Genomic DNA, 25,432 nt, shown 5'->3' with positions numbered 1-25,432 from the left:
TCCGCGGCGGCGCTGCCACGGGGCGTGTGCGTAGCGGGACATTAGCGAAGCCGGTTCGCTGAGCGGAAGGCTCCGTCCAGAATCCGGGCAGCGACGGGTACGGACCACGCCGGTTTGCCCGGAAAGGCCCGGGCGTAAAGCGCCCCGTGAGGGGCGCGGGGCCGTGTCGATGTGCGCCCAGCGTCCGTCACTTCATCCGCGTGGCCCACTCCTGCACCTTGGCAATGCGCTGCCGCAGCTGCCCCGCCGTGGCCTCGGCGCTCGGCGGCCCCCCGCACACCCGCCGCAGCTCGGTGTGAATGACCCCGTGCGGCTTACCGCTCTGGTGAACGTACGCGCTGACCATCGTGTTGAGCTGCTTACGGAGCTCCATCATCTCCTTGTGCGAGACGACAGGCCGCCGCTCGGCGGGCAGCTCCAGCAGGTCGGCCTCGGCGTCCGGGTTCTTACGGCTGTGCGCGATCTGCCGCGCCTGCCGCTTCTGCAGCAGCAGCTGCACCTGATCCGGCTCCAGCAGCCCCGGAATCCCGAGGTAGTCCTGCTCCTCCTCGCTCCCGGGGTGGGCCTGCATGCCGAACTCGGCGCCGTCGTAGAGCACCCGGTCGAAGACGGCCTCGGACTCCAGTGCCTCGAAGGAGAACTGCTCCTGCTCGCCGGTGTCCTCGTCCTGCTCCTTGTTCGCCTCCTCCATCTCCTTCTCGGACTCGGCGTACGGGTCCTCCTCGCCCTCCTTCTTCGGCTTGTCGAGGGCGTGGTCGCGCTCGACCTCCATCTCGTTGGCGAAGGTGAGGAGGTCGGGGACGGTCGGCAGGAAGACGGAGGCGGTCTCGCCGCGCCGACGTGACCGTACGAAACGTCCGACGGCCTGCGCGAAGAAGAGCGGGGTGGAGATGGTGGTGGCGTACACCCCCACCGCCAGCCGAGGTACGTCGACGCCCTCGGACACCATCCGCACCGCGACCATCCACCGGTCGTTGTTGCCGCTGAAGTCGTCGATCCGCTTGGACGCGCCGGCGTCGTCGGAGAGGACGAGGGTCGCCTTGGTGCCGGTGATCTCGCGGATGAGCTTGGCGTAGGCGCGGGCGGAGTCCTGGTCGGAGGCGATGACGAGGGCGCCGGCGTCCGGGATGGCCTTCCTGACCTCCGTCAGCCGCTGGTCGGCGGCGCGCAGCACGCTGGGCATCCACTCACCGCGCGGATCCAGCGCCGTACGCCAGGCCTGACTGATGGCGTCCTTCGTCATGGGCTCGCCGAGCCGCGCGGCGATCTCGTCCCCCGCCTTGGTGCGCCAGCGCATGTTGCCGCTGTAGGAGAGGAAGATGACGGGCCGCACGACATGGTCGGCGAGCGCGTTGCCGTACCCGTAGGTGTAGTCGGCCGCGGACCGCCGGATCCCGTCGTTGCCCTCTTCATACGTCACGAAGGGGATGGGGTTGGTGTCGGACCGGAACGGCGTACCGGTGAGCGCGAGGCGGCGCGTGGCGGGCTCGAATGCTTCGAGGCAGGCCTCGCCCCACGACTTGCTGTCACCCGCGTGATGGATCTCATCGAGGATCACGAGCGTCTTGCGCTGCTCAACCCGGTTGCGGTGCAGCATCGGCCGCACACCGACACCGGCGTACGTCACGGCGACACCCTGGTAGTCCTTGCCGAGGGGGCCCGCGCTGTACTCGGGATCCAGCTTGATCCCTATCCGCGCGGCCGCCTCCGCCCACTGCTTCTTCAGATGCTCGGTCGGCGCGACCACGGTGACCTGCTGCACGACATGGTGGTGCAGCAGCCAGGAGGCGAGCGTCAGGGCGAAGGTCGTCTTCCCGGCGCCGGGCGTGGCGACCGCGAGGAAGTCACGCGGCTGCTCCTGGATGTACTTCTCCATCGCCCCCTGCTGCCAGGCACGCAGCTTGCTGGCGGTGCCCCAGGGGGCGCGGCCGGGGAAGGCGGGTGACAGGTGGTGGGAGTGGGAGGCAGCGCTGGAGCTGGCGGCGGTGGTAGTCACGGTCTCCGGGGGGATGTGGTCGGGCGGCTCGGTTGGGTGTGGTGGTGTGGGCCATATGGAACAACCGGGCCACCCTATCGGTGGCCCGGTGGGCTCAACGCGCGGACTGCGCCGGGTTGAGCGTGGATGGGATCGACCTCACAGAGGTCGTCGATATCAGCGCGCGAAGCGCGGCAGCTGGGCTTCGATCTTGCAGGCGAGGCGTTTGTTCCCGTCGACGAGAGCGCGGTTTCGGGCGAGGGACTCCATCAGAGCAACGGCCTTCTGCCAAACGTCCGGATAGGCGTCCTGCCCGAAGACGCTCGACTGAGGACGCGCCAGGGCGGAGTCGAGGAGCCCATAGTCACGCACCTCCTCGACCCCGAGCCTTGGCGAGGTTCAGCAGCTCGGGCAGGGTGAGGAAGTGCATCAGGCGAGCCTCTTGTTCAGCTCGGCACTGGCATTCAGCACGTGCTCGGCCGCCTCGTTGAACAGCCGCGAATGCTCGTTCATGGCCGAGATCACCGCGTCGTGAGCGAAGGCCTGCATAGTGCGTCCCTCTGCCGCCGCCCGCTCGCGCAATGCGTCCAGCTCTTCATCCGTGAACCGCAGGTTCAGTCCAGCCATGCGCGGACGGCACTAAGCGGTACCACTCGGTGTCATTCGGAAACCGCACGCAACCGCGTAGTCACCCAAGCCCCCACCAACGCCACCCCCGCCATGGGCAGGAACACCGCCGCGAACGCAGCCGGATGCGAGCCGCCGCCGGAGGCCTCCGTGGCCGCATGGCTCACCGCCCCACCCCCCAGCGCCGCAAAGGCCGCGCCCCCGACGGCCAGCAGGACGACGTTGGAGAGGGCATCGGAGATCTGGAGGGCGGCGGAGTTGGTGCCGGCCTCCTCGGGTGCGGAGAGATGGAGCAGCAGCACGCTGGCGGAGGAGATCACCAGCCCCATCCCGAAGCAGCCGAACGCCCACGCCACGGCGACGGTCCAGGCGGGCACGGAATCGATCAGCACACTCGGCGTGACGGCGATGGAAGCCGCCACCAGCACCATCCCCACCGTCATCAGCCGTTCCCGGTACGGCTCTACCCGCGCCCGCGACTGCACCCACGACCCCAGCGCCCACGTCACCCCGCCCGCCGCGAGCGAGAATCCGGCGAGCGTCGGCGACAACCCCCGCTGGGTGACCAGCATGAGCGGCACAAAGGACTCGGCGGCGATGAAGGACCCCGCGGCGACCCCGCGCAACAGCACCACGGACGGCAGCCCCCGCGCCGCCCGGTACGTGCCACGCGGCAACAGCCCGAGCACGGCCGGCACGAGCAGCGCGGCGCCGACGACGCCGGGGACGAGGGAGAGCCACCGCAGGTCCTGGGCGGCGTACTGCAACAACCCCGCGCCGAGAGAGATACCGAGGGCGAGCCGGATACGCCGCCGGTCAAAGGAGGCGCTGCCGGCCAAGCCGTCGACCGGCCCGCCCGCCCGCCGCCGTATCTGCGGCAGCGCGAGCGCGAGCGGAAAGACGACAAGCACCGGAATCCCCAGGAACACCCAGCGCCACCCGAGATGCTCGGTCACCGCCCCGGAAGCCAGCGGCCCCACGATCGACGGCACGACCCAGCTCGCCGCGAACGCCGCCATGATCCCCGGCCGCAACCGCTCGGGGTAGGCCCGCCCGACGACGACGTACAGCGCGACGATCACCAGCCCGCCCCCGAGCCCCTGCACGGCCCGCCCGAGGATGAACAGCCACATGGCCCCGGCGGTCCCGGCCAGCAGCAGCCCCGCCCCGAAGGAGGCGATCCCGGCCGTCAGCGGCCCCAACGGCCCCCTCCGGTCCGACCACTGCCCCGCCAGCACCATCCCGAACAGGCTGGTGGTGAAGTACGCCGAGAACGCGAAGGCGTACAACGACACCCCGTCCAGCTCCCGCGCGGCCACCGGCATGGCCGTCCCCACTGCGGTGGCCTCGAAGGCGATGAGCAGCACGACGGAGACGATCCCAACACTGAGCGCCCGATAAGTCCGACTCAGTACGGTGTCTTCGGACTCGGAAACCAAGGAAGCATCGGATGTCTTCGCGACACCGGTGTCGCGCGGCTCGAGGGCAGTCATGCCCGCCAGCGTAAGGGCCACAACCCACCTTGACCCCTGTCGAGAGACGGCCCCACCCTCAGACCTTGGTCGTACGACCGCCGGTATTCATGAACGGCGTGTGGCAGTCCCATTGCAGGGTGGCCGGTTCCCTTGAGCCCTTCCGCGGACCGCCCGTACGGTCGAGTCACCGATCAAGGCCGTGTGCCCGAGTGGTTCAGGGGTTCGCCTGCAAAGCGAATTACGCGGGTTCGATTCCCGCCACGGCCTCCATCTCTCCCCTCCATCTCCTCAAACGGCAGCACAACCCTGGACCCTCTCCGGATGTCCAGGACATGACTGGACGGCAAACGTCCGGTCGCCGTGCTTCATGTTCCCGACGAGGAGACCCACCCGTGCGCCAGCGCATCCGCCCCTCGCACATCCGCCACTCGGCGGCCTTCGTGGCCGCTGCCGCGATCGCCGCGGCCGTCCCCGCGGTCGTCGCTCCCGCGGCGCATGCCGAGGAGGCCGAGCCCTCCCTGGTGATCTCGAGTCTGCCGAGTACGTCTCCCAAGCCCGGTGACGTGTACGACGAGTCCGTCGTCATCACCAACAAGGGCACCACGGCCGTGGACGGCGTCACCTTCCGGATCCGGCTGACCCGAGGGCTCGACTTCCCCGAGGCCGCCAAGGGCTGCACCTACTCGACCGTCGAGGACCAGGTCCGCCAGGCGCTCTGCGAGCTCGACACGGTCATCGAACCCGGTGCCTCCGTCGAAACCCCCGTGCGGTTCAAGGCGCTGCCCAAGGCGCTGATGGAGGCCGTCGAGTACGGCACCGGGCCCACCGGCGAGACCCCGGGCGAGGGCTTCGGCGACAGCTACCGGCGCCTGACCCTCACCGCCGACAGCACCGCCGACCTCGTCGCCGTCGGTGACGACACCGAGGCGCTCGCGGGCGACAAGCAGTCCGTCACGGCGACGCTGCGCAACGACGGCCCCGGCTGGATCCAGAACCAGGAGAGCGACGACCAGACGGCGCTCATGGTGCAGATCCCGCCGGGCACGGTCGCCGCCGAAGTGCCCAAGGAGTGCGCGCCGTTCGGGATCGACGGTCCGTCCGGGCCCGCGGGGACGCCGGGCAAGTCCAAGTACGTCTGCTGGCCCGCCGACCACACCATCGATGTCGGCGAGTCGCTCTCCTTCACCTTCATGCTGAAGATCAAGGCCGATGCGAAGACCACCACGGGCGAGGTGAAGGCGACGTCCGTGTACGACATCCACCCGGCCTTCGACAAGAACCCTGCCAACGACAAGGCGCAGATCCGCATCGCCATCCCCACCGACTACGAACCCGGCCCCGCCACCTCCGGCGGCTCCTCCACCGGCGGCTCGACGGACGGCGGCTCCACCACGGGCGGCGACGGCAACGACCCCGACGGCCAGTCCACCGGCGGCACGGGCAGCACGGGCGCCACGTCGGCCGGCACCTCCTCGGGCACCTCCACCGGCGGCTCCACCAGCGGATCCGTCGACGGCAACCTGGCGAGCACCGGCTCCGACGGCGCCCCGCTCATCGCCGGTGCCGCGGCCACCACAGCGGCCCTCGGCGGCGCCCTGGTCCTGACCGTCCGCCGCCGCCGCGCCGCCGCCGCCAAGTCCTCCTGACGGCACCTGTCCCTGAGGCCGGCAGTCGGCGACACCCGGTCTCAGGGACCCGGTCTCAGGGACCCCGTCTCAGGAACACGGCCTCAAGGACACGGCACAGCCCGTGCGACGTGGGCCTCGGCCCAGACCGCCCCTCACCTCACCGCACCCCACCCACCGACTCCAGCACCCCGTTCGCCTCGTCCCGGAACACCTCCGTCCAGTAATGCCGCCCATCCCCGCCGGCGGCTCTGGTGCCGGTCGGGTCGACCGTCGACAGGACCTGGAGCATCGTCATGGCCAGTTGGTCGTAGGTGTCGGTCGTCAGCTCGTGGCCCGACTGCTCGTCGATCGCCTGCTCGCGGTGCAGCAGCCAGAGTGTGAAGGCGAGGGTCGAGACGTCCGTGTTCAGGGGGAACAGCCTCGCCTCGGGCTCGCTCCAGTTCAGGACCGCGCCCGTCTCGCCGTCGACGACCAGGCTGTCGTCCTCGACGAGATGGCCGAGGCGTATCAAGTGGTCGGCCCGGGCAGGCAGTTCCGTGGCCCGTTCCTCGTCGGCGTAGTACTCGGCCAGCGTCTGCAGCGGCACGTCCGTTTCCAGCGAGAACAGGAAGCCGTCCTCCGGCAGGCCCACCTCGCGCAGGAAGCGGCGGGTCGGCTCGTGCGTGAGCGTGCCGGGGAAGTCGACCTCCTCGAAGCGCACCACCTTGCCCTGGCCGAATTCCTGGTCCAGCAGGCGCGGCGGCAGGTCCAGGGCCAGCCCCGACGCTCCGGCCCGGCCCGCGACGAGCGCTAGGGGGCGGATCAGGGCCGCCATCTTCCAGTACGGCGCCGGCTCGCCGTCCGTGCCGTCCTCGAACACCGCCAGCAGATGTTGCGAGGCCTGCGCCACCGCCTTCGGGCCGTAACGGCCGACGTAGGAGGCGAACTGGCCGCGCAGCCCCGCCAGTTCGTCCGTCGCCTCCGCGAAGCGGACCAGCGTCCGCAGGGACGGTGCCAGCGGGCGGCGGTCCATCAGGTCGGGGCGGTCGTGCAGGAAGTACGTCGTCGAGATCTCGCCCGTCGCGCCGTCCAGCAGGACCGACTCCGTCTCCAGGCCGCCCGGGCCCAACAGCCCGCCTATCACCAGCTGGTCCCGCAGCTCCGCCGCCAGCCGGCCGCCCGGATCGGCCGGATCGCCCGTCGAGTCCGCCACCGTCCGCAGGCCCTGCCGACCCTCGCGGCACAGCTCGGCGAAGCTCACCACGCCGTTGTCGCACGGCAGTCCGGGTCCCGTGAGCCAGCGCCGCGTCGACGCGTGCGTGACATACGGAGCCAGCTCGGCGTCGGTCAGGATGATTGTCGTGTCGCTGACGCAGGTCGTACCGGCGTAGGCCGTACTGGCGTGACTCGTACTCGTCGTGCTCATGGCTCCCCCGCATGCGCTTGCTCACCGCCCCGGGCAGGGCACGGCCGACCGACCGGCCCGCCGGCTCCGGCTGCCGTCCCCACTGCTCAGAACACTACGCGCCACCACTGACAACGCCCCGGATCAGCACGACCGCTGAACAACACCCCGGCCCGGCACGACCACTGACAGCGCTTCACATCAGTAAGACGCTCAGTCCACCCTCGCGCGTTCCCGCCCCGCCGGAATCGCGTCGACGGTCTCGACGGTCTCCCCCACGGTCAGCTCCGACGAGTCCACCCACAGCCCGACCCGCGGCGTCTGCGCCCGCAGCGCCCCGTCCAGTCGCTCGACCGTCCAGGCCCCGTACCCCGTCTTCGCCCGCCCGGCCTCCCGCGCCGCCACGGCCGCGGCGCTCGGCGCCAGGACGACCACGTACAGCGGACGCGTGCCCACCAGCCGTACATACGCCGCCAGACCGGCATCCAGTAGGACGTCCTGCACGACCGCCGTGAACCCTGCCTCCGCGTACGCGTCCGCCGTCGCCGCCGACAGCCGGTACCGCAGGCCCGATCGCGCCTCGCCCTCGCCGCCGACGCCGGGGTCGTACTCCTCGCGCCCGGAGAAGATCATGCGCCGGAAGTCATCCCCGCGGACATGAGCCGCCCGCGGCAGCCTCCCCCACTGCCTTAAAGGCGTGGGGGGACCCCCATGGCCGGCGCCTGCGCGACCGTCGACTTCCCGCCCGCCATGACACCGGTGATCAGCACAACCCCGCGCATCACGTGGTGATCAGCACAACCCGCGCATCACGTGAGGTACACGCCACCCAGGACGACGGCGATCGCGGCGAGCAAGAACAGCAGGATCCACAGCGCCAGCCTGCCCACACCGGGGGCGGGTTCGTAGCGCGGCGGATCCGGCTCGGTCACTGGCCGGTCACCACCGCCGCCTGCGGCCGGATCGGCAGGCGGTTCACCGGGCGGCCCGTCGCGGCCCGTACGGCCGACGCGATGGCCGCCGGCGACGTCACCACCGGCACCGCGCTCACCGCCTTCGCGCCGAAGGGCGCGACCACGTCGCGTTCCTCGACCAGCTTCACGATCCGGATGTCCGGTGCGTCCAGGGCCGTCGGCAGCGCATAGCCCGTCAGGTCCGGGTGGCGGATCACGCCGCGTGCCGAGCGCAAGTTCTCCGTGAGCGCGATGCCCACGCCCTGCGTCACGCCCGCCTCGATGCGCGCCTCCAGCTGGGCCGGGTTCAGCACATGGCCGACGTCCTGGGCGAGCGCCAGCTCGACGACCCGTACCGAGCCGAGTTCGATGTCGACGTCCACCACCGCGCGGATCGCGCAGAAGGACATGCCGACGAAGGCGTCGCCCTGCCCGGACTCGTTCAGCGGCTCGGTCGGATGCGGGCGGCACTGGGCCGTCGCCCACAGTTCCTTGCCGTCCAGCGCCTCGGTGACGGTGGTCGACAGGACGCCGTCGTACGAGGTGATCTTGCCGTCGGTGATCTGGAGCAGCTCGGTGGACATACCGAACTTGTGCGCCAGGGGCTGGAGCAGCTGCGTACGGACCATCTTCGCCGCCCGCTCCACCGCGCCGCCCGACACCCAGGTGTGGCGGCCGCGGCAGCCCGCGCCCGCCGGGGGCTGGTCGGTGTCGACGGGCGCCACGTGCACCTCGTCGATGCCGAGCGTCTCCTGGACGATCTGCCGGGCCAGTGTGGTGAAGCCCTGGCCGGTCTCGACCGCCGCGCACAGCACGGTCGCGACGCCGTCGTGGACCTTCACGGTCGCCGTGGAGACCTCGTCCGCGCCCTCGGCGCCGAGCATGTGCACCATGCCCAGGCCGTAGCCGACGCCGCGCCGCACGGCACCCGGCTCGCCCGCGCCCTCGGGGCCGCCGGGCAGCAGCCACTCGTCCTCGGGCGTGTCCTTGGGGAGGGCGGGGAGCGGGTAGTCCCGTACGGCCTGGAGGAGTTCCGCGACCGGGGCCGGGCAGGTCACCGTCTGGCCCGTGGGGAGTACGTCGCCCGTCGCCATCACATTGCGCAGGCGCAGCTCCGCCGGGTCCACGCCCAGCTTCTTGGCCAGCTTGTCCATCTGCGCCTCGTAGGCGGCGCACACCTGCATGGCACCCTCGCCGCGCACATGGCCGGAGGGCGGGTTGTTGGTGCGTACGGCCCAGCCCTCGATGAAGGCGTTCGGGACGACGTACGGGCCGCAGGCGAAGGCGACCGCGGCGGCGAGGGCCTCGGAGGAGGTGTCGGCGTACGCGCCCGCGTCCAGCAGGATCTGCGCCTCGACCTTCACCAGCCTGCCCTCGACGTCCGCGTGGTGGCGGTAGCGCAGGAGGGTGGGGTGCCGGTGGGTGTGGCCGAGGAAGGACTCCTCGCGCGTGGCCGTGAGTTTGACCGGGCAGCCCGTCTTCAGCGCCAGCAGGCCGAGCGGGAGCTGGAAGCCCTGGTCCTCGCGGTCGGCGGTGGCGCCGGGGACGCCGGTGACGACGACCTTCACGCGCTCGGGCTCCAGGCCGTAGCAGGCGGCGGCCCGGTCGCGGTCGGTGTGCGGGTCGGTGGAGGCCAGGTAGAGCTCCACGCCGCCGTCGGGGCGCGGGACGGCGAGGCCCGCCTCGGCCCCGATGGGGGCCGGGTCCTGGCGGCCGATGCGGTACAGGCCCTCGACGACGACGTCGCCGACCGCGTCGGCGTCGCCGTGACGCAGCGGGATGTGGCGGATCAGGTTGCCGGCGGGGTGCAGCGGCTCGGCCTCGAAGGCCTGCTCGGGGTCGGTCACGGGGTCGAGTACCTCGTACTCGACGATGACGGCCGCGGCGGCCAGACGCGCGGTGTCCGGGTGGTCGGCGGCGACGGCGGCGATGGGCTCGCCGTGATGGCGTACGACCTCGGAGGCGAAGACCGGGCGGTCCGCCGTGCCACGGCCGAGCAGCGGGCTGCCGGGGACGTCCTCGTGGGTGACGACGGCCCGTACGCCGGGCATCTCGCGCGCGTGGGAGGTGTCGATGGACGTGATGCGCGCGTGCGGGTGCGGCGAGCGCAGGACGGCCGCCCACAGCAGGCCCTCGGCCCACAGGTCGGCCGCGTACGGGAAGGTGCCCTCGGTCTTGGCGCGGGCGTCGGCGGCCGGCAGGGAGGCGCCGATGCCGTGCGGGATCGACTCGGGGGCGGGTGCTGCCTCCGCGGCTGTGGTCGCGGTGGCGGCTTCGTTGCTCACGCCTGGCCTCCGTCCTGTCCGTACGCCTGGTCATGCGGGCCTGTAGGCCCCGGGTTCATCGCTCCGGGTGCCTCGAACGCCGACGGGTTGACCCGGCCGGCTCCCGGGCCCGCCTGGTGAGGGATACGCGGCTCGTCGCCGTCCTGTTCGCCGTCGTCGGCCCCCGCGTGCGCCTCGCGCTCGGCGACGACCTCCTTGACGGCCTCCAGGACGCCCCGGTAGCCGGAGCAGCGGCACAGGTTGCCGCACAGCGCCTGGCGGGCCTCCAGCTCGGTCGGCGCCGGGTTGCCCTCCAGCAGGTCGTGCACGGTCATCGCCATGCCCGGCACGCAGAAGCCGCACTGCACGGCGCCGCATCGCGCGAGCGCCCGCTGCACGTCCGAGGGCTGCCCGTCGACGGCCAGGCCCTCGACGGTACGGACCTCGCTGCCGGCGGCGGTCACGGCGGGGACCAGGCAGGACGCGACGAGCCGCCCGTCGACCTGCACGTTGCACGCCCCGCACTCGCCCTGCGAACAGCCGTCCTTGGCGCCCGCGAGCCCGAGCCGCTCGCGCAGCACGTAGAGCAGCGACTCGCCGATCCAGGCGTCGGAGACGGGCCGGTCGGCGCCGTTGACGCGCAGGACGTAGGAGGCGAGGGGGTGTTCCTCGCCGGGAGGTGCCGGTACGTCGTCGGAGGCGGCGGCCTGCGCGGGGTCCTCGGCGGCCTCCGGGTCGGCGTCGCCGCCCTGTGCCGTGGCGGGCTCGACGGAGGCCTCCGCGGGGCCCTCGGCGGCCTCTGGGGCGCCTTGGGCGTCCATGACGGCCTCGTCGGGCCCAGGAGCGCCCTGTGAGGCTTCTGGGGCGGTCTCGGCCGACGGCTCGGACGGCTCCCCGGAAGGGTGCGCGGCGGAACCGGGCTCCACACGCGCGTGCGGGTCGGGGCCGGGGTGGTCGGTGGTGCGTACGGCGTGCTGGTCGCCGGGGTGCGCCCCGGGCTGTCCCGGGTGCCCGGGCGCGTGCCCGGCTCCCGCCGGCTCCCCCGTTGCCGGAGCGGCTCCGAACGCCTCGTCGGTCGCCGCCGCGGCCTCGGCCTGCTGCCCCCACGGCTGCCCGGTCGCCTGGGTCGCCCAGGGTGCGGGCGCGCCGCCCGGCAGCGTGGCAGGAGGCGTTCCGCCCCACTGCTCGACGAGCGACGACGTGGTGAACTCGCCCGACTCGTCCGGAAGATCACCGCCGGCGACGGGGATCGACCACTGCCCGGTGACGTCCTGACCAGGTGCGGGAGCCGCCTCCTGGCCTGCCGCGGTCTCCGAGAAGTTCCACTGCTGGGTGGCCCCGGGGTGGTACGTGAACTGGCCGGTGCCCGCGTCCTGCGGGGCGGCGTTCGGATCGGGCCACTGGGCGCCCTCGACGGGCGCTCCCGCGACCGGCCAGGCACCGGGGGCCGCGGGGTCGGTGCCCGCGGTCGATCCCGGCGCGACCGTTATCTGCGGCGGCACGTACCCGTGGCCGGGCGCGGCGAGCGGACTGTCGGAGGAGGCCAGGAGGGCGTCGATGCCCCCTTCGGGGAGTTTGACGAAGGCGGTGGCGCCGTCGTCGTAGTCACCCTGGGGCAGCGGGTCCCAGCGGCTCCTGCCCTGGGGCGTGCCCTCTCCGTGCTGGTCGTCGGTCATGACAGTGCCCTCCCCAGTGCTCGTCGGGCCAGCGCGGCGACGGTGCGCCGCAGGTGCAGTACGGCGGGCGGATGCTGGGTCACGGAGCCGTCCTCGGCCGGGACCGGGTCGGGGATGCAGGCCGCGGCGACGTACTCCCCGAAGGCGTTCAGCGCCTCGGGGACGATCGCCCGGTTGTTGTCCCAGTCGATCAGCTGGGCGACCCACTGCTCGGCCTCCAGCGGCCTGAGCGCCATCGGCGCTATGGCGCCCACGGCGCACCTGACTCCGCGCCGGGCGGGGTCGAGGACGACCGCGACGGACGCCATCGCGCGTCCCGGGCCGGTGCGGCCGGTGGCCTTGAGGAAGACCTGGGGGGCGTGCAGCAGCGGCACGCGCACGTAGCCGATGAGTTCGCCGGCGCGCAGCATCTCCATGCCGGCCAGCAGGTGCGACACCGGGATCTCCCGGCGGGCTCCGCCCGGGCCCGCGATGATCAGGGTCGCTTCGAGGGCGGCGAGGACCGGCAGCGCATCACCGGTCGGGGACGCCGAGGCGATGTTGCCGCCGAGAGTGCCCGCGTTGCGGATCTGCGGCGGGCCGGCGGCGCGCGCGGCGGCCGCGAGCGCCGGGATCAGGGCGGCGAAGTCGGGGCGGCCCATCCGCGCGTGCGTGAGTCCGGCGCCCAGCAGGGCGTGGCCGTCCTGGTACTGCCAGCCACGGATCTCGCTGATCCGGCCGAGGCCGACGAGGGCGGCGGGCCTGAGCTGCCCGGAGTTGACCGCGGCCATGAGGTCGGTGCCACCCGCGACGGGCACGGCGGCGGGCATGTCGGCGAGTGCCGCCACGGCCTCGTCCAGCGTCGTGGGCAGCGTGACGGCCTGCGCCGCCTGCGGTGCGTGCGTGGTCAAACCGGCTGCCCCTTCCCGCTGCCCCACCTGGTCCCACCTGTGCTGCCGTACGGTACGTGCTGACAGGGCGGACGTGGCAACTCTGGCACATCTTCGCAGGACCCGAAGACAGGGGTCCGCTAGGAGGCATTCGCCCACCTCACCGGGCAGATGGTCCGTTTTCGCACGGCATCACCGGTGCATACCGATTGACACTCTTCGGTGACACTGTGCCGGTTTTTTCCATTACCTGTTCGGGGGCGGGCCGTCGATCGGACGACCGAGCACACCGGGGCGCCGCTGCCACGGCCGCGGTCCCGTCGGCGGCCGGTACGCGACTCCCAGGGCGTCAAGTCGCCGGTAATGGGCGGTCATCCGCCGCTCGAATTCGGCGAAGTCCCGTTCCGCCGGGGCCGGCAGGCGGCTCCAGGCGACCTCGGCGAAGGCGGCCAGGCGCGGGAACGTCTGGTAGTCCACGCGCGCGTGGTCCTCCATCACCTCGGTCCAGACGTTGGCCTGCGTCCCGAGCACGTGCCGGGCCTCGTCCGGCGTCAACTCCGCGGGAACGGGCTCGAACCGATAGACGTCCTCCAGAGTGCGGACGTAACCGATCGGCACCGGCTCGTCGGCGCCCGGGTCCTGACGGTGGTCCAGGTACACCTGCTGCTCGGGGCACATGACGACGTCGTGGCCGGCGCGGGCCGCCGCGATGCCGCCCGCGTACCCGCGCCAGGACGACACGGCCGCGCCCGCGGCGAGCCCGCCCTCCAGGATCTCGTCCCAGCCGATCAGCCGGCGCCCGCGGGCGGCGAGCCAGGTGTCGAAGTGGCCGATGAACCAGGCCTGGAGCTCGTCCTCGTCCTTCAGCCCGAGTTCCCTGATGCGCTCCTGCGCGGTGGCCGACTGCCGCCACTGGTCCTTGAGGCATTCGTCACCCCCGACATGAATGAACTCCGAGGGGAACAGCTCCAGGACTTCCTCGAACACCCCCTCGTAGAAGCGCAGGGTGTTGTCAGTGGGGGCGAGTACGTTCGGAGAGATCCCCCAGTTGTCCCAGACCGAGAGTGCGGAGCCCCCCTCGATGGATGCAGTGATGACGTCGGTGTTGCCGAGTTCCGGGTACGCGGCGATCGCGGCCTGCGAGTGGCCGGGTACGTCGATTTCGGGGACGACGGTGATATGCCGCTCGGCGGCGTACGCCACGATCTCGCGGATGTCGTCCTGGGTGTAGTAGCCACCGTGTGGCTTCTCCTCCCACAGCGGGGAGGCCCGATGGCCGATTTTCGTACGCGCCCGCCAGGAGCCGACCTCGGTGAGCCGGGGGTACTTCTGGATCTCGATGCGCCAGCCCTGGTCGTCCGTCAGATGGAAGTGGAAGACGTTGAGTTTGTGGGCGGCCATCAGGTCCAGGTAGCGCAGGACACCGTCCTTGGACATGAAGTGCCGGGCCACGTCGAGCATGAGGCCGCGCCAGCGGAAGCGGGGGGAGTCCCGGATCTCCGTCCAGGGCAGCCGCCACGTACGGCCGGGAAGGGGTGCGCGCCGGAAGGCGTCGGGGCCGAGAAGCTGGCGCAGCGTCTGGGCGCCCCAGAAGACACCGGCGGGCGAGCCGCCCTGGATGTGGACGCCATGGGGGGCGACGACGAGGCGGTAGGCCTCGGCGTCGAGTCCGGGCCGGACGGACAGATGAAGGACCTCGTACTCGTCCCCCTTCTTGGGCGGCAGCGCGAGCCCAGTCGCCGCGCCGAGCGTCGCGCGCAGCCATCGCGCGGTGTCCTCGGTGCCCGGCCCGGCCTCGATCCCGAAGCCGTCGCCGAGTTCGAGGAAGCCCTCGGCCCGCTCCATCTGGTGAGGTACCGGAATGAGATCCATGAATGATCAGGCCTTTCAGTCCTTGACCGCGCCGCCGAGTCCGGACACCAGACGCCGCTGCACGAGCACGAAGAAGATCAGCACCGGAATCGTCATCACGGTAGACGCCGCCATCACCCCACCCCAGTCCGGCTCGTCCGGCTTGTAGAAGACGAGCAGGGCCATCGGCAGGGTCGACTGCGAAGTGTCGCTGATGATGAAGGACTTGGCGAAGAGGAAGTCGTTCCAGGCCGAGATGAAGGAAAACACGCTCGTCGCCACGAGCCCCGGGAAGACGAGCGGGAAAAGGATCTGCCACAGGAATCGCGACCGGCTCGCCCCGTCCATGTACGCGGCCTCCTCCAGGGCCTCCGGAACCGCCTTCACAAACCCCCGCAGCATCCAGATCGCGAACGGCAGCGAGAAGGCGATGTGCGGCAGGATCAGCGAGCCCAGCGTGTTCAGCTGGCCGAAGTCCCGCATGAGGAAGAACAGGGGGATCGTCAGGGCCTCCACCGGCACCATCTGGGCCACCAGAAACATGATCAGCAAGGTGGTCCGGAAGCGGAAGCGGAATCGTGTCACCGCGGTCGCCGCGAGAAACGCGATCAACGCCGAGACGATCACGACACTGCACGCGACGACAAGGCTGTTGAGGAAGTAACGGCCGAATTCGTTCTGCTCGAAGACCCGCCGGAAGGAATCCAGGGAAGGCGCGAGCGTCCAGGGCCGCGGCTCGCTCGACTCCATCTCCCCGGCCGGTTTGAAGGCGCTGAGCACCATCCAGTACAGCGGAAAGGCCACCACCACGGCGATCAGCAGCGCGGATGCCTCGGCGAGCAGCCGCCACGGTCGTCGTACGAATCTCACGGGCCTCGCGGAACTTATCGACCTCACGGACCTCACAGCTCCTCCCCCTGCCTGCGCAGCAACCGCAGATACACGACCGTCACCGCCAGCAGGATCAGCAGCATCACCACACCGATCGCCGAGCCCAGGCTGTACTGCGAGGACGCGAAGGCCTTTTGGTAGGCGTACACGTTCAGCACGAGGTTCTGGCCCGCGATGCCGCCGCCGTTCGTCATGACGTAGATCTGCGTGAAGACCTTGAAGTCCCAGATCACCGACTGGATGGTGACGACCACCAGGATCGGCCGCAGCATCGGCGCCAGCACCGACCGCCAGATCCGCCACTGCGAGGCACCGTCCAGCGCGGCGGCCTCCAGCACCTCCGCCGGTACGGCACGGATGCCGGCGTACACCGTCACCATCACGAACGGGAAGGAGCACCAGACCACTTCGAGCAGGACCAGGAAGAACGCACTGAAGCGCCCGTACGTCCAGGAGTGGTCGCCGAGGCCCAGGATGCGGTTCACCGGCCCGAAATCCGGGTCGAAGAGGAACAGCCACACGGTCGACCCGGTGATGGCCGGGGTCGCCCACGCCCCCAGCGCCGCCAGCATGAGCGCCAGCCGGGGCAGCGCCCGCACGCGCGTGAGGAGTACGGCGAGAGCACAGCCGACGGCGAGGGTCGAGACAACGCAAGCTGCCGCGAAGACGACGGTGGCGACCAGCACCTGCCAGAACTGCGAGTCCGAGAACAGCTCCGCGTAGTTTCCAAATCCCTCAAAGGTGGTCGGTTCGCCGCCACTGACCTGCGCCTGGGTGTACTGGAAGAGCGAGATCAACCCCAGCTGATAGAGGGGGTAGACGAGCAGCCCGCCAAGGACGACCAGGGCAGGGGCGAGATACAGCCAAGGGGTACTGATACGCCCCCAGGGGCGCGAGGCTGTAGTGGATTTGCGGCTGCCGCCGCGTGGGCGCGACCAGCCACGAACCACCGGCAGCCGGACCCGCTCCGCACTCCCCGAGCCAGTAGGCGTACCCGGCGTCACCCGGCGGAGCCAAACGCGTCGTCCATCTTCTTCGCCGCGTCCGCCGAAGCCGCCGCCACGTCCTTCTTACCGCTGATGACCTCCTGGAACATCGTCGGCAGCACCAGCGACGAGTCGATCTGCGCCCACGCGGGCGAGGCAGGGACGAACCTTGTCCCCGCAGCGAGGGTCTCCGCGAAGGGCCTCACATACGGCTCCTCAGCCGCAACCTGCTGCCTGACGTCGGAGAAGGTCGGCAGGAACCCCATCGCCTCGAACATCGACGCCTGCGTCTTCTTCGATGTGAGCTGCTCCATCAACTCGACCGCCAGCGTCCGATGCGATGTGCTCTTGAGCACCCCGATGTTGTTGCCCCCGGCGAACGCCGGCGCAATGGACCCTGCCTTCACCCCCGGCAACGGCACCACCGCGTACTTGCCCTTCACCTTCCCGGCCTCCACGGCGGTGTGGCTGAAGTCACCGCCGATCGCCATGCCCGCCTTGCCGGCCGCGAACGCGGTGACCGTGTCGTTGCCGCCCATGCCCGCGCACTTGGCGGCGGGACAGTTGTCGTTGGTGAAGAGCGAGGTGTAGGCCTTGATGCCCTTCCGGGCGGCCGCGCTGTCGATCGCCGCGGTGTACGAGCCACCCTTGTCGGCGGCGATCTCACCGCCGTTGGCCCACACGAACGGCATCGCGCCGTACGTGTAGGCCCCGCCGACCACGAGCCCGTACAAGTCGGGCTTCGCGGCGCGGATCTTGCGGGCGGTGGCCGCCAACTCGGCCATGTTCTCCGGGACTTCGAGGCCGAGATCCTCGAAGATGTCCGTGCGGTAGTACAGGGCGCGGACGCCGACGTAGAAGGGCGCGCCGTAGATCTTGCCGTCCACGGTGACGGACTGCTCGGCGGTGGGGTCGGTGTCCTTGGCCTCGCCCCAGTCGCCGAACTCCTTGGTGACGTCCAGGAGTCCGCCGTCCTTCACATAGCCGGCGGTGTCGGTGTTGCCGTACTCCATCACGTCGGGGGCGGAGTCCGGGTCGTTGAAGGCGGCCTTCACACGCTGGGCGCGGGTCTCGACGGGGATGTACTCGACGTCGACCTCGGTGCCCTCGTGGGCCTTCTCGAAGGCGGTGACGACGGAGTCGACCACCTTCTCCTTCGGCTTGTTGCCGACTTCCTGGAAGAGCCAGACACGCAGGGTGCCGGTCTTCTCGTCCTTGTCGGAGGAGGAGTTGGTGGAGGTCTGCGGGGCGCAGGCGGTGACGGCCAGGGCGGTGAGCAGTACGGCGAGTCTGGGGGCGAGCTTCATGGAGCGGTCCTCCGAGCGTGCGTTGCAACATATGCAATGACGGTTTCGCTCTGCACAACGCATCGGAGCCTAAGGACTACGCGAACATGCCCACAAGAGGTCTCAACCACTTCGTGACACGCGAAAGCCCCCGGGACGCGCCGAAACGCGCCTCGGGGGCCTCGCGGAACTCGGCCGAAGGGAGGGTTACTTCTTGTCGCCGCCCTTGCCCTTGTCGTCGCCGCCGGCGCCCATGGACTCGTAGATCTCCTTGCACATGGGACACACCGGGTACTTCTTCGGGTCGCGGCCGGGCACCCAGACCTTGCCGCAGAGCGCCACGACGGGGGTGCCGTCGAGGGCGCTCGCCATGATCTTGTCCTTCTGGACGTAGTGGGCGAAGCGCTCGTGGTCGCCGTCGCCGTGGGACACCTGTGGCGTCGGCTCTACGAGGGTCCCCGTACCAGTCCCGCGCTCGGGCTCGAGAGTGCTCATACCGCCAAGAGTACTGAAGCTCACACGCATCAGTTGAGCGAAGGGTCGTCGGGGTACGTGGCCACCATCGCGAGCTCGTTGCGCTGACGGCGCAGGACCTCGCGCCAGAGTCTTTCCGGCGACGGCGAGGAGACGTCCCCGGGCTCGGACTCGACGACGTACCAGGCGCCCTCCTCCAGCTCGTCCTCCAGCTGGCCGGGGCCCCAGCCGGCGTACCCGGCGAAGATCCTCAGACTGCCGACGGCCGAGGCGAGCAGTTCCGGCGGCGCCTCCAGGTCGACGAGCCCGATCGCGCCGTGCACCCGGCGCCAGCCCAGCGGGGCGCTCTCGCCGGACGCGTCTCCGGGGATGACGGCGACGCCGAGCGCCGAGTCGAGGGACACCGGGCCGCCCTGGAAGACGACGCCGGGTTCGCCGGCGAGGTCCGCCCAGCCCTCCAGGATGTCGCCCACGTCCACGGGGGTCGGACGGTTGAGGACGACACCGAGGGAGCCCTCCTCGTCGTGGTCGAGAAGGAGCACCACCGCGCGGTCGAAGTTCGGGTCCGCCAGGGCGGGCGTTGCCACGAGCAGCCGCCCTGTGAGCGAGGACACCTCGGTCATGCCAGACATGATCCCGCATCTTCCCTTCGTGTGGGGAGGCAATGCCGGTTCGGGAGTGAATGCAGCTCAGGGCGGAAAGGAGCGCCCCCGGGCGCACGGCCGCGATGGTGACCGCTTGTGCCCGACGCGGAACGGTTCGTGTTGTGACAGAGCTATGACGTTCCTGAGCCGTCCTTGGGCTTACTGAAGGGGGGTCGGCGGCGATTACCCTTTCCCTCCTGGCCCCTGCCCAACTCATCGGAACGCGAGATACATGACCGTCAACGACGATGTCCTGCTTGTCCACGGCGGAACCCCGCTGGAGGGCGAGATCCGTGTCCGCGGTGCGAAGAACCTCGTACCGAAGGCCATGGTGGCTGCCCTGCTGGGCAGCGCGCCAAGTCGACTGCGCAACGTGCCGGACATCCGTGACGTGCGCGTCGTACGCGGACTGCTGCAGCTGCACGGGGTGACGGTCCGCCCGGGTGAGGAACCGGGCGAGCTGGTGATGGACCCCTCGCACGTGGAGAGCGCGAACGTCGCTGACATCGATGCCCACGCGGGTTCCAGCCGGATCCCGATCCTCCTGTGCGGTCCGCTGCTGCACCGCCTCGGCCACGCGTTCATCCCCGGCCTCGGCGGCTGCGACATCGGCGGCCGGCCCATCGACTTCCACTTCGAGGTGCTGCGGCAGTTCGGCGCGACGATCGAGAAGCGGGCCGACGGGCAGTATCTGGAGGCCCCGCAGCGGCTGCGCGGCACGAAGATCCGGCTGCCGTACCCGTCCGTGGGCGCGACCGAGCAGGTCCTGCTGACGGCCGTCCTCGCCGAAGGCGTCACCGAGCTCTCGAACGCGGCCGTGGAGCCGGAGATCGAGGACCTCATCTGCGTCCTGCAGAAGATGGGCGCCATCATCGCGATGGACACCGACCGCACGATCCGCATCACCGGTGTGGACAGCCTCGGCGGCTACAACCACCGCGCCCTCCCGGACCGCCTGGAGGCCGCCTCCTGGGCGTCCGCGGCGCTGGCGACCGAGGGCAACATCTACGTCCGTGGCGCCCAGCAGCGCTCGATGATGACGTTCCTGAACACCTACCGGAAGGTGGGCGGTGCCTTCCAGATCGACGACGAGGGCATCCGTTTCTGGCACCCCGGCGGCCAGTTGAAGTCCATCGCGCTGGAGACGGACGTGCACCCCGGCTTCCAGACGGACTGGCAGCAGCCGCTGGTGGTCGCCCTCACGCAGGCGACGGGCCTGTCCATCATCCACGAGACGGTCTACGAGTCCCGCCTCGGCTTCACCTCCGCCCTGAACCAGATGGGCGCCCACATCCAGCTCTACCGCGAGTGCCTGGGCGGCTCCAACTGCCGCTTCGGCCAGCGCAACTTCCTGCACTCCGCGGTCGTCTCGGGCCCCACCAAGCTCCAGGGCGCCGACCTGGTCATCCCCGACCTGCGCGGCGGCTTCTCGTACCTCATCGCGGCCCTGGCGGCCCAGGGCACGTCCCGGGTCCACGGCATCGACCTCATCAACCGCGGCTACGAGAACTTCATGGAGAAGCTCGTGGAGCTCGGCGCGAAGGTGGAGTTGCCGGGCAAGGCGCTCGGCTGACACAAGCACGCCGATGGGGCGGCCCCCGGAGTCCGGGTGGCCGCCCCATCGGCGTTTGCTGCAGCGCCCTGAGGGGCGCGGGGCTGTGGAGCGCTTACTTGCCCTTGGCGGCTTCCTTGAGCTTGGAGCCCGCGGAGACCTTGACGCTGTAGCCGGCCGGGATCTGGATCGGGTCGCCGGTCTGCGGGTTGCGCGCGGTGCGAGCGGCACGGTGGGTGCGCTCGAACGTCAGGAAGCCAGGGATGGTGACCTTCTCGTCGCCCTTGGCGACGACCTCGCCGACGGTCTCGGCGAACGCGGCCAGCACGGCGTCGGCGTCCTTGCGGGTCACCTCGGCGCGGTCGGCCAGCGCGGCCACCAGCTCACTGCGGTTCATGTTGTTACTCCCGTGTTCTTCTTGCTGTTGAGGCGTGCCACGCGGCGGAGCCGCATATTGGGCACAGCGAAAAGCCGATGCTGCCAGGGTCCTCGGACAGTCCCCGGACCCGGGTCCGTCCGTCAGACCCTCGCGCCCAGAGACGCATCCTGCCCCTACCTGCGGCGGGAAAGCCAATCCGGCACCCGGAGGAGTCGTGAGAACACCCTTGGGAGTCACACGAAGAGAGGGCCTGAGCTTTCGCGTCACGATAAACGGCGTCTGGAGGCCCTTGGTTCCGCGACGCGCCGTTACAAGGGCTTGCCGTGGCGATCCTCACAGCCGCCACACACATTCCGGGCGCGACGGGGGCCGGGAGCGACAGCCCCCGGCAACGCCCGCCGCGACGCCGGGTGACTACTCGGCCGCCACGGCGCTGACGGCCTTCGCCGCTTCCCGCACCGCGCCGGCGACCGCTCCCGCGACCTTGTCGTTGAAGACGCTCGGGATGATGTAGTTCGGGTTCAGCTCGTCCTCGGTCACCACATCCGCCAGCGCCTTCGCGGCCGCGAGCATCATCTCGGTGTTGACCGTGCGGGACTGCGCGTCCAGCAGACCGCGGAAGACGCCCGGGAAGACCAGCACGTTGTTGATCTGGTTCGGGAAGTCGGAGCGGCCCGTGGCCACAACTGCCGCCGTCTGACGGGCGATTGCCGGGTCGACCTCGGGGTCCGGGTTCGCGAGCGCGAACACGATCGCGTCGTCGGCCATGGCGGCCACGTCGTCGCCGTCGAGCACGTTCGGAGCGGAGACGCCGATGAAGACGTCCGCGCCGCGCACGGCCTCCTTCAGCGTGCCGGTCAGGCCCTCGGGGTTGGTGTTGTCGGCGATCCAGCGCAGCGGCGAGTCCGCGGGAGCGTCCCGCAGGTCCTCACGGCCGGCGTGCACGACGCCGTGGATGTCGGCGACGACGGCGTTCTTCACGCCCGCCGCGAGCAGCAGCTTGAGGATGGCCGTACCGGCCGCTCCGGCGCCGGACATCACGACGCGGATGTTCTCAATTGCCTTGCTCGCCACGCGAAGTGCGTTGGTGAGGGCGGCGAGGACGACGATCGCCGTGCCGTGCTGGTCGTCGTGGAAGACGGGGATGTCGAGGGCCTCACGCAGCCGCGCCTCGATCTCGAAGCAGCGCGGGGCGGAGATGTCCTCGAGGTTGATGCCGGCGAACCCGGGGGCGATCGCCTTGACGATCTCGACGATCGCGTCGGTGTCCTGGGTGTCGAGGCAGATCGGCCAGGCGTCGATGCCGGCGAACCGCTTGAAGAGGGCCGCCTTGCCCTCCATGACGGGCAGCGCGGCCTTCGGACCGATGTTGCCGAGGCCCAGCACCGCCGAGCCGTCCGTCACAACCGCAACGGAGTTGCGCTTGATGGTCAGGCGGCGCGCGTCCTCGGGGTTCTCCGCGATCGCCATGCAGACGCGGGCCACACCCGGCGTGTAGACCATGGACAGGTCGTCACGGTTGCGGATGGGGTGCTTCGACGCCATCTCGATCTTGCCGCCGAGGTGCATGAGGAACGTACGGTCCGAGACCTTGCCCAGCGTGACGCCCTCGATGCCGCGCAGCTGTTCGACGATCTCGTCGGCGTGCGCGGTGGAGGTGGCCGCGATGGTGACGTCGATCCGGAGCTTCTCGTGACCGGAGGCGGTGACGTCGAGGCCGGTGACCGAGCCTCCGTGGGACTCGACGGCCGTGGTGAGCTGGGAGACCGCGGTTCCGCTCGCGGGCACCTCCAGCCGGACCGTCATCGAGTAGGAGACGCTGGGCGCCGTTGCCATGGCCGACTTCCTCTGCTTTCACCTGTGACGCTGGATGCCGTCCGATCGTCGCACCTACCGCCGAGTAGGAGTTAGCCGGGCTGGAATTGCGAACGTATTGTTCGCCACGTCTTCCCATGAAAAGAGACCCACGTCACATCGTGACGTGGGTCTCTTCAACGTTCATGACACCGACCCGCCATGCTCGCCTCGCGGCAAGTGGTCGCTCGTAGCGACGAAGGTTGGGCCCGGGGGCTTGGATCGAGCCGGTGCCACACCCAGGCTAACAAACAGATCCCGTAAGGCCATTCCCGCACCGCGAGTTCATTTTCCTGCCGCCCACGATGACCCGATCAGTCCCTCAGCAGGTCCGGCACCCCGGTCGCGTCCGGCTCGTCCCGCTCCCCCGACACCACCGTCAGCTGCTGGGTGGCCCGGGTCAGCGCGACGTACAGCACGCGCAGGCCGGCCGGCGACTCGTCCGCGATCTCCGCCGGGGAGACGACGACCGTGGCGTCGTACTCCAGGCCCTTCGCCTCCAGGCTGCCGAGCGCCACGACCCGGTCGCCGAGCCCGGCGAGCCACTTGGCCGCCTCCTCGCGCCGCTGCATGGCGACGACGACGCCGACCGTGCCGTCGACACGGTCGAGCAGCCGGGCGGCCTCCTCGCGGACGGTGTGCGCGAGGGAGTCGCGTACGACGGTGCCGTGTCCTTTGTTCGTTGTCACGAAACGAGGCTCGACGCCGGTGGAGCGGACGGCCGACGGTGAGGTCGAGCCCGGCATGGCCAGCGCCAGCACCTTCGCCGCCAGCTCCGCGATCTCGGCCGGGTTGCGGTAGTTCACGGTGAGCTGGAAGCGGCGGCGCGGACGGGTGCCGAGCGCCTCGTCGCGGGCCTGGGCCGCCTCGTCGACGTCGGACCAGGAGGACTGGGCCGGGTCGCCGACGATCGTCCAGGTGGCGTGCCGGCCGCGGCGGCCGAGCATGCGCCACTGCATCGGCGTGACGTCCTGGGCCTCGTCGACGATGACGTGGGCGTACTCGACGCGCTCGGCCGCCAGCCGCTCGGCGCGTTCGCGCTGCGACTCCTCGCGGACCGGCATCAGCTCCTCCAGCCCGGTGAGCTGGTCGAGCGGGTCCAGCTCGCGCTTCCTCTTCGGGCGGGCCGGGCTGCCGAGGATCGCCTGGAGCTCGTCGAGCATGGCGATGTCGTGCACGGAGTGGCCGGCCCGCCTGAGCGAGCGGGCCACCTTGCGGACCTCGCCGGGGTTGAGGATCCGGCGGGCCCAGCGGCCGAGCCGCCGCTCGTCGGCCATCGCCTCCAGCACGGCCTTCGGCGTCAGCTCCGGCCACCAGGCGTCGAGGAAGGCGATGAAGCTGTCCTCCGAGGTGACGTCCTCGTCGAAGGAGGAGCGCAGCTCGGCGGCGAGTTCCGGGTCGGAGTGGCGGGTGGCGCCGCCCGACTGCGCCCACAGGGCGTCGAGCAGCAGCTTGCGGGCGCGCGGGCGCAGCAGGTTCACGGGGGCCGTACCGCCGAGGGCGTTGCGGCGGATGCGCTCCAGCTCGTCGGCCTCCAGTTCGAGCCGGCGGCCGAAGGCGACGACCCTGAGCCGGGCCGGCGAATCGTTCAGTTCCAAGGCGCCACGGGCCGCCTTCCGCAGCACCTTGAGCATGCGGTACGAGCCCTTGGCGCGGGCCGTGGCCGGGGAGTCGTACAGCGTGGCCTCGGCGCCGTCGACGAGTGAGCCGATGGCCCGGATGGCGACCTGGCCCTCCTCACCCAGCGACGGGAGCACGCCCTCGGTGTACGCCACCAGCAGCGGGGTCGGCGAGACGATCAGGATGCCGCCCGCGTACCGGCGCCGGTCCTGGTAGAGCAGGTAGGCGGCGCGGTGCAGCGCAACGGCCGTCTTGCCCGTGCCGGGGCCGCCCTCGACGTACGTCACGGATGCGGCGGGGGCGCGAATGACGAGGTCCTGCTCGGCCTGGATCGACGCCACGATGTCCCGCATGGTGTGGCTGCGGGCCTGGCCGAGGGCGGCCATGAGGGCGCCGTCGCCGATGACGGGCAGCTCGTCGCCGCCGAGGAAGGCCTTGAGCTCGGGGCGCATCAGGTCGTCCTCGACGCTCAGCACCCGGCGCCCCTTGGAGCGGATGACCCGGCGCCGTACGACCCGCCCCGGATCGACCGGGGTGGAGCGGTAGAAGGGCGCCGCGGCCGGGGCCCGCCAGTCGATGACCAGCGGGGAGTAGTCCTGGTCGAGCACACCGATGCGGCCGATGTGCAGGGTCTCCGCGATGTCGGCGGTGTTGTCCTCCCGGACCGCGCCCTCGGCGGGCTCGACGGCGGTGTAGGCGCCGTCGGGTCCCTTCTTGCCGTCCTTGCCGAGGAGCAGGTCGATACGGCCGAAGAGGAAATCCTCGAACTCGTTGTTGAGCCGGTTGAGGTGGACACCGGCCCGGAAGACCTGTGCGTCCCGCTCGGCGAGTGCGCCGGGCGTGCCGACCTGGCCGCGCTTGGCCGCGTCGTTCATGAGGAACTCCGCCTCGTGGATCTTCTCCTCGAGCCGTTGGTACACCCGGTCCAGGTGTTCCTGTTCGACGCCGATCTCTCGGTCTCTCAAGGAGTCTTCGAGCGCGGTTTCCTGTGGAGCCTGAGCGGCCACCGGGCCCCCTTCTGACGTGCTGGGCAGCCGTCAACCG

General features: G+C 70.7%; 19 protein-coding genes, 1 tRNA gene and 2 pseudogenes. 3 read left to right on the top strand and 19 right to left on the bottom strand.

Features of this window, described 5'->3' with window-relative positions:
- Positions 1 to 187 precede the first annotated feature (187 nt).
- The 4 genes and pseudogenes from ACTMVF_RS04535 to ACTMVF_RS04520 all read right to left on the bottom strand — a co-directional run bounded on the left by ACTMVF_RS04535 (position 188) and on the right by ACTMVF_RS04520 (position 4,095).
- Positions 188 to 1,996 carry a DEAD/DEAH box helicase gene (locus tag ACTMVF_RS04535; protein WP_441269643.1) on the bottom strand — a complete coding sequence of 603 codons (1,809 nt, stop codon included), beginning with the start codon at positions 1,994 to 1,996 and terminating at the stop codon, positions 188 to 190.
- A gap of 195 nt (positions 1,997 to 2,191) precedes the next feature.
- Positions 2,192 to 2,405 (bottom strand): annotated as a pseudogene (locus ACTMVF_RS04530) (type II toxin-antitoxin system death-on-curing family toxin); the annotation flags it as partial.
- Positions 2,405 to 2,602 carry a hypothetical protein gene (locus ACTMVF_RS04525; RefSeq protein ID WP_441269642.1) on the bottom strand — a complete coding sequence of 66 codons (198 nt, stop codon included), beginning with the start codon at positions 2,600 to 2,602 and terminating at the stop codon, positions 2,405 to 2,407. The pseudogene ACTMVF_RS04530 and the gene ACTMVF_RS04525, both read right to left, overlap by 1 nt.
- Before the next feature lie 32 nt (positions 2,603 to 2,634).
- On the bottom strand, positions 2,635 to 4,095 hold the full coding sequence (locus ACTMVF_RS04520) for an MFS transporter (RefSeq protein ID WP_441269641.1): 1,461 nt from the start codon (positions 4,093 to 4,095) through the stop codon (positions 2,635 to 2,637).
- Positions 4,096 to 4,272: 177 nt separating this feature from the next.
- Here ACTMVF_RS04520 and ACTMVF_RS04515 point away from each other — a divergent pair.
- Together ACTMVF_RS04515 and ACTMVF_RS04510 are read left to right on the top strand one after the other, a co-directional pair.
- Positions 4,273 to 4,347, top strand: a tRNA-Cys gene (locus ACTMVF_RS04515).
- Positions 4,348 to 4,469: 122 nt separating this feature from the next.
- Positions 4,470 to 5,723 carry an LPXTG cell wall anchor domain-containing protein gene (locus ACTMVF_RS04510; protein WP_441269640.1) on the top strand — a complete coding sequence of 418 codons (1,254 nt, stop codon included), beginning with the start codon at positions 4,470 to 4,472 and terminating at the stop codon, positions 5,721 to 5,723.
- Between the two features lie 139 nt (positions 5,724 to 5,862).
- Here ACTMVF_RS04510 and ACTMVF_RS04505 read toward each other — a convergent pair whose 3' ends face one another.
- From ACTMVF_RS04505 to ACTMVF_RS04450, 12 genes and pseudogenes are all read right to left on the bottom strand, one after another.
- Positions 5,863 to 7,110, bottom strand: a complete 1,248-nt coding sequence (locus ACTMVF_RS04505) for an SUKH-4 family immunity protein (RefSeq protein ID WP_441269639.1) — start codon at positions 7,108 to 7,110, stop codon at positions 5,863 to 5,865.
- 192 nt (positions 7,111 to 7,302) lie between these two features.
- A pseudogene (locus ACTMVF_RS04500) lies at positions 7,303 to 7,871 on the bottom strand (phosphotransferase).
- 27 nt (positions 7,872 to 7,898) lie between these two features.
- Positions 7,899 to 8,021 carry a hypothetical protein gene (locus tag ACTMVF_RS04495; RefSeq protein ID WP_279616769.1) on the bottom strand — a complete coding sequence of 41 codons (123 nt, stop codon included), beginning with the start codon at positions 8,019 to 8,021 and terminating at the stop codon, positions 7,899 to 7,901.
- Positions 8,018 to 10,327: a xanthine dehydrogenase family protein molybdopterin-binding subunit gene (locus ACTMVF_RS04490; RefSeq protein WP_441269638.1), complete on the bottom strand. Its 2,310-nt coding sequence runs from the start codon at positions 10,325 to 10,327 to the stop codon at positions 8,018 to 8,020. Before ACTMVF_RS04490 ends, ACTMVF_RS04495 begins: the two co-directional genes overlap by 4 nt.
- On the bottom strand, positions 10,324 to 11,982 hold the full coding sequence (locus ACTMVF_RS04485) for a 2Fe-2S iron-sulfur cluster-binding protein (protein ID WP_441269637.1): 1,659 nt from the start codon (positions 11,980 to 11,982) through the stop codon (positions 10,324 to 10,326). The genes ACTMVF_RS04490 and ACTMVF_RS04485 overlap by 4 nt, the downstream gene beginning before the upstream one ends.
- Positions 11,979 to 12,872: an FAD binding domain-containing protein gene (locus ACTMVF_RS04480; protein WP_441269636.1), complete on the bottom strand. Its 894-nt coding sequence runs from the start codon at positions 12,870 to 12,872 to the stop codon at positions 11,979 to 11,981. The genes ACTMVF_RS04485 and ACTMVF_RS04480 overlap by 4 nt, the downstream gene beginning before the upstream one ends.
- Positions 12,873 to 13,097: 225 nt before the next feature.
- A complete protein-coding gene (locus ACTMVF_RS04475) occupies positions 13,098 to 14,723 on the bottom strand; it encodes a beta-N-acetylhexosaminidase (protein ID WP_441269635.1) in 1,626 nt (541 codons plus the stop codon).
- A gap of 15 nt (positions 14,724 to 14,738) precedes the next feature.
- Positions 14,739 to 15,572 (bottom strand): carbohydrate ABC transporter permease, encoded by an 834-nt coding sequence (locus ACTMVF_RS04470; protein ID WP_441269634.1) that lies wholly within the window; start codon positions 15,570 to 15,572, stop codon positions 14,739 to 14,741.
- A 32-nt stretch (positions 15,573 to 15,604) separates the two neighbouring features.
- On the bottom strand, positions 15,605 to 16,543 hold the full coding sequence (locus tag ACTMVF_RS04465; RefSeq protein ID WP_441270126.1) for a carbohydrate ABC transporter permease: 939 nt from the start codon (positions 16,541 to 16,543) through the stop codon (positions 15,605 to 15,607).
- 50 nt (positions 16,544 to 16,593) lie between these two features.
- On the bottom strand, positions 16,594 to 17,886 hold the full coding sequence (locus ACTMVF_RS04460; RefSeq protein ID WP_441269633.1) for an extracellular solute-binding protein: 1,293 nt from the start codon (positions 17,884 to 17,886) through the stop codon (positions 16,594 to 16,596).
- A 186-nt stretch (positions 17,887 to 18,072) separates the two neighbouring features.
- Positions 18,073 to 18,360, bottom strand: coding sequence for a DUF3039 domain-containing protein (locus ACTMVF_RS04455; protein WP_031478284.1), 288 nt, complete (start codon positions 18,358 to 18,360; stop codon positions 18,073 to 18,075).
- A 29-nt stretch (positions 18,361 to 18,389) separates the two neighbouring features.
- Positions 18,390 to 18,962, bottom strand: coding sequence for a YqgE/AlgH family protein (locus ACTMVF_RS04450; RefSeq protein WP_441269632.1), 573 nt, complete (start codon positions 18,960 to 18,962; stop codon positions 18,390 to 18,392).
- 253 nt (positions 18,963 to 19,215) lie between these two features.
- Here ACTMVF_RS04450 and murA point away from each other — a divergent pair, with 253 nt between their 5' ends.
- Positions 19,216 to 20,556 (top strand): UDP-N-acetylglucosamine 1-carboxyvinyltransferase, encoded by a 1,341-nt coding sequence (murA, locus tag ACTMVF_RS04445; protein WP_441269631.1) that lies wholly within the window; start codon positions 19,216 to 19,218, stop codon positions 20,554 to 20,556.
- 94 nt (positions 20,557 to 20,650) lie between these two features.
- Here murA and ACTMVF_RS04440 read toward each other — a convergent pair whose 3' ends face one another.
- The 3 genes from ACTMVF_RS04440 to ACTMVF_RS04430 all read right to left on the bottom strand — a co-directional run bounded on the left by ACTMVF_RS04440 (position 20,651) and on the right by ACTMVF_RS04430 (position 25,395).
- Positions 20,651 to 20,932: an HU family DNA-binding protein gene (locus tag ACTMVF_RS04440; RefSeq protein WP_007498188.1), complete on the bottom strand. Its 282-nt coding sequence runs from the start codon at positions 20,930 to 20,932 to the stop codon at positions 20,651 to 20,653.
- A 396-nt stretch (positions 20,933 to 21,328) separates the two neighbouring features.
- Entirely contained in the window at positions 21,329 to 22,750 is a 1,422-nt protein-coding gene (locus tag ACTMVF_RS04435; protein ID WP_441269630.1) for an NAD-dependent malic enzyme, read from the bottom strand.
- 332 nt (positions 22,751 to 23,082) lie between these two features.
- A complete protein-coding gene (locus tag ACTMVF_RS04430; protein ID WP_441269629.1) occupies positions 23,083 to 25,395 on the bottom strand; it encodes a HelD family protein in 2,313 nt (770 codons plus the stop codon).
- Between the last annotated feature and the right edge of the window lie 37 nt (positions 25,396 to 25,432).

It is taken from the genome of Streptomyces sp. SD31, assembly GCF_052068475.1.
GTDB lineage: Bacteria > Actinomycetota > Actinomycetes > Streptomycetales > Streptomycetaceae > Streptomyces.
This window is presented reverse-complemented; position numbering and strand designations above follow the sequence as displayed.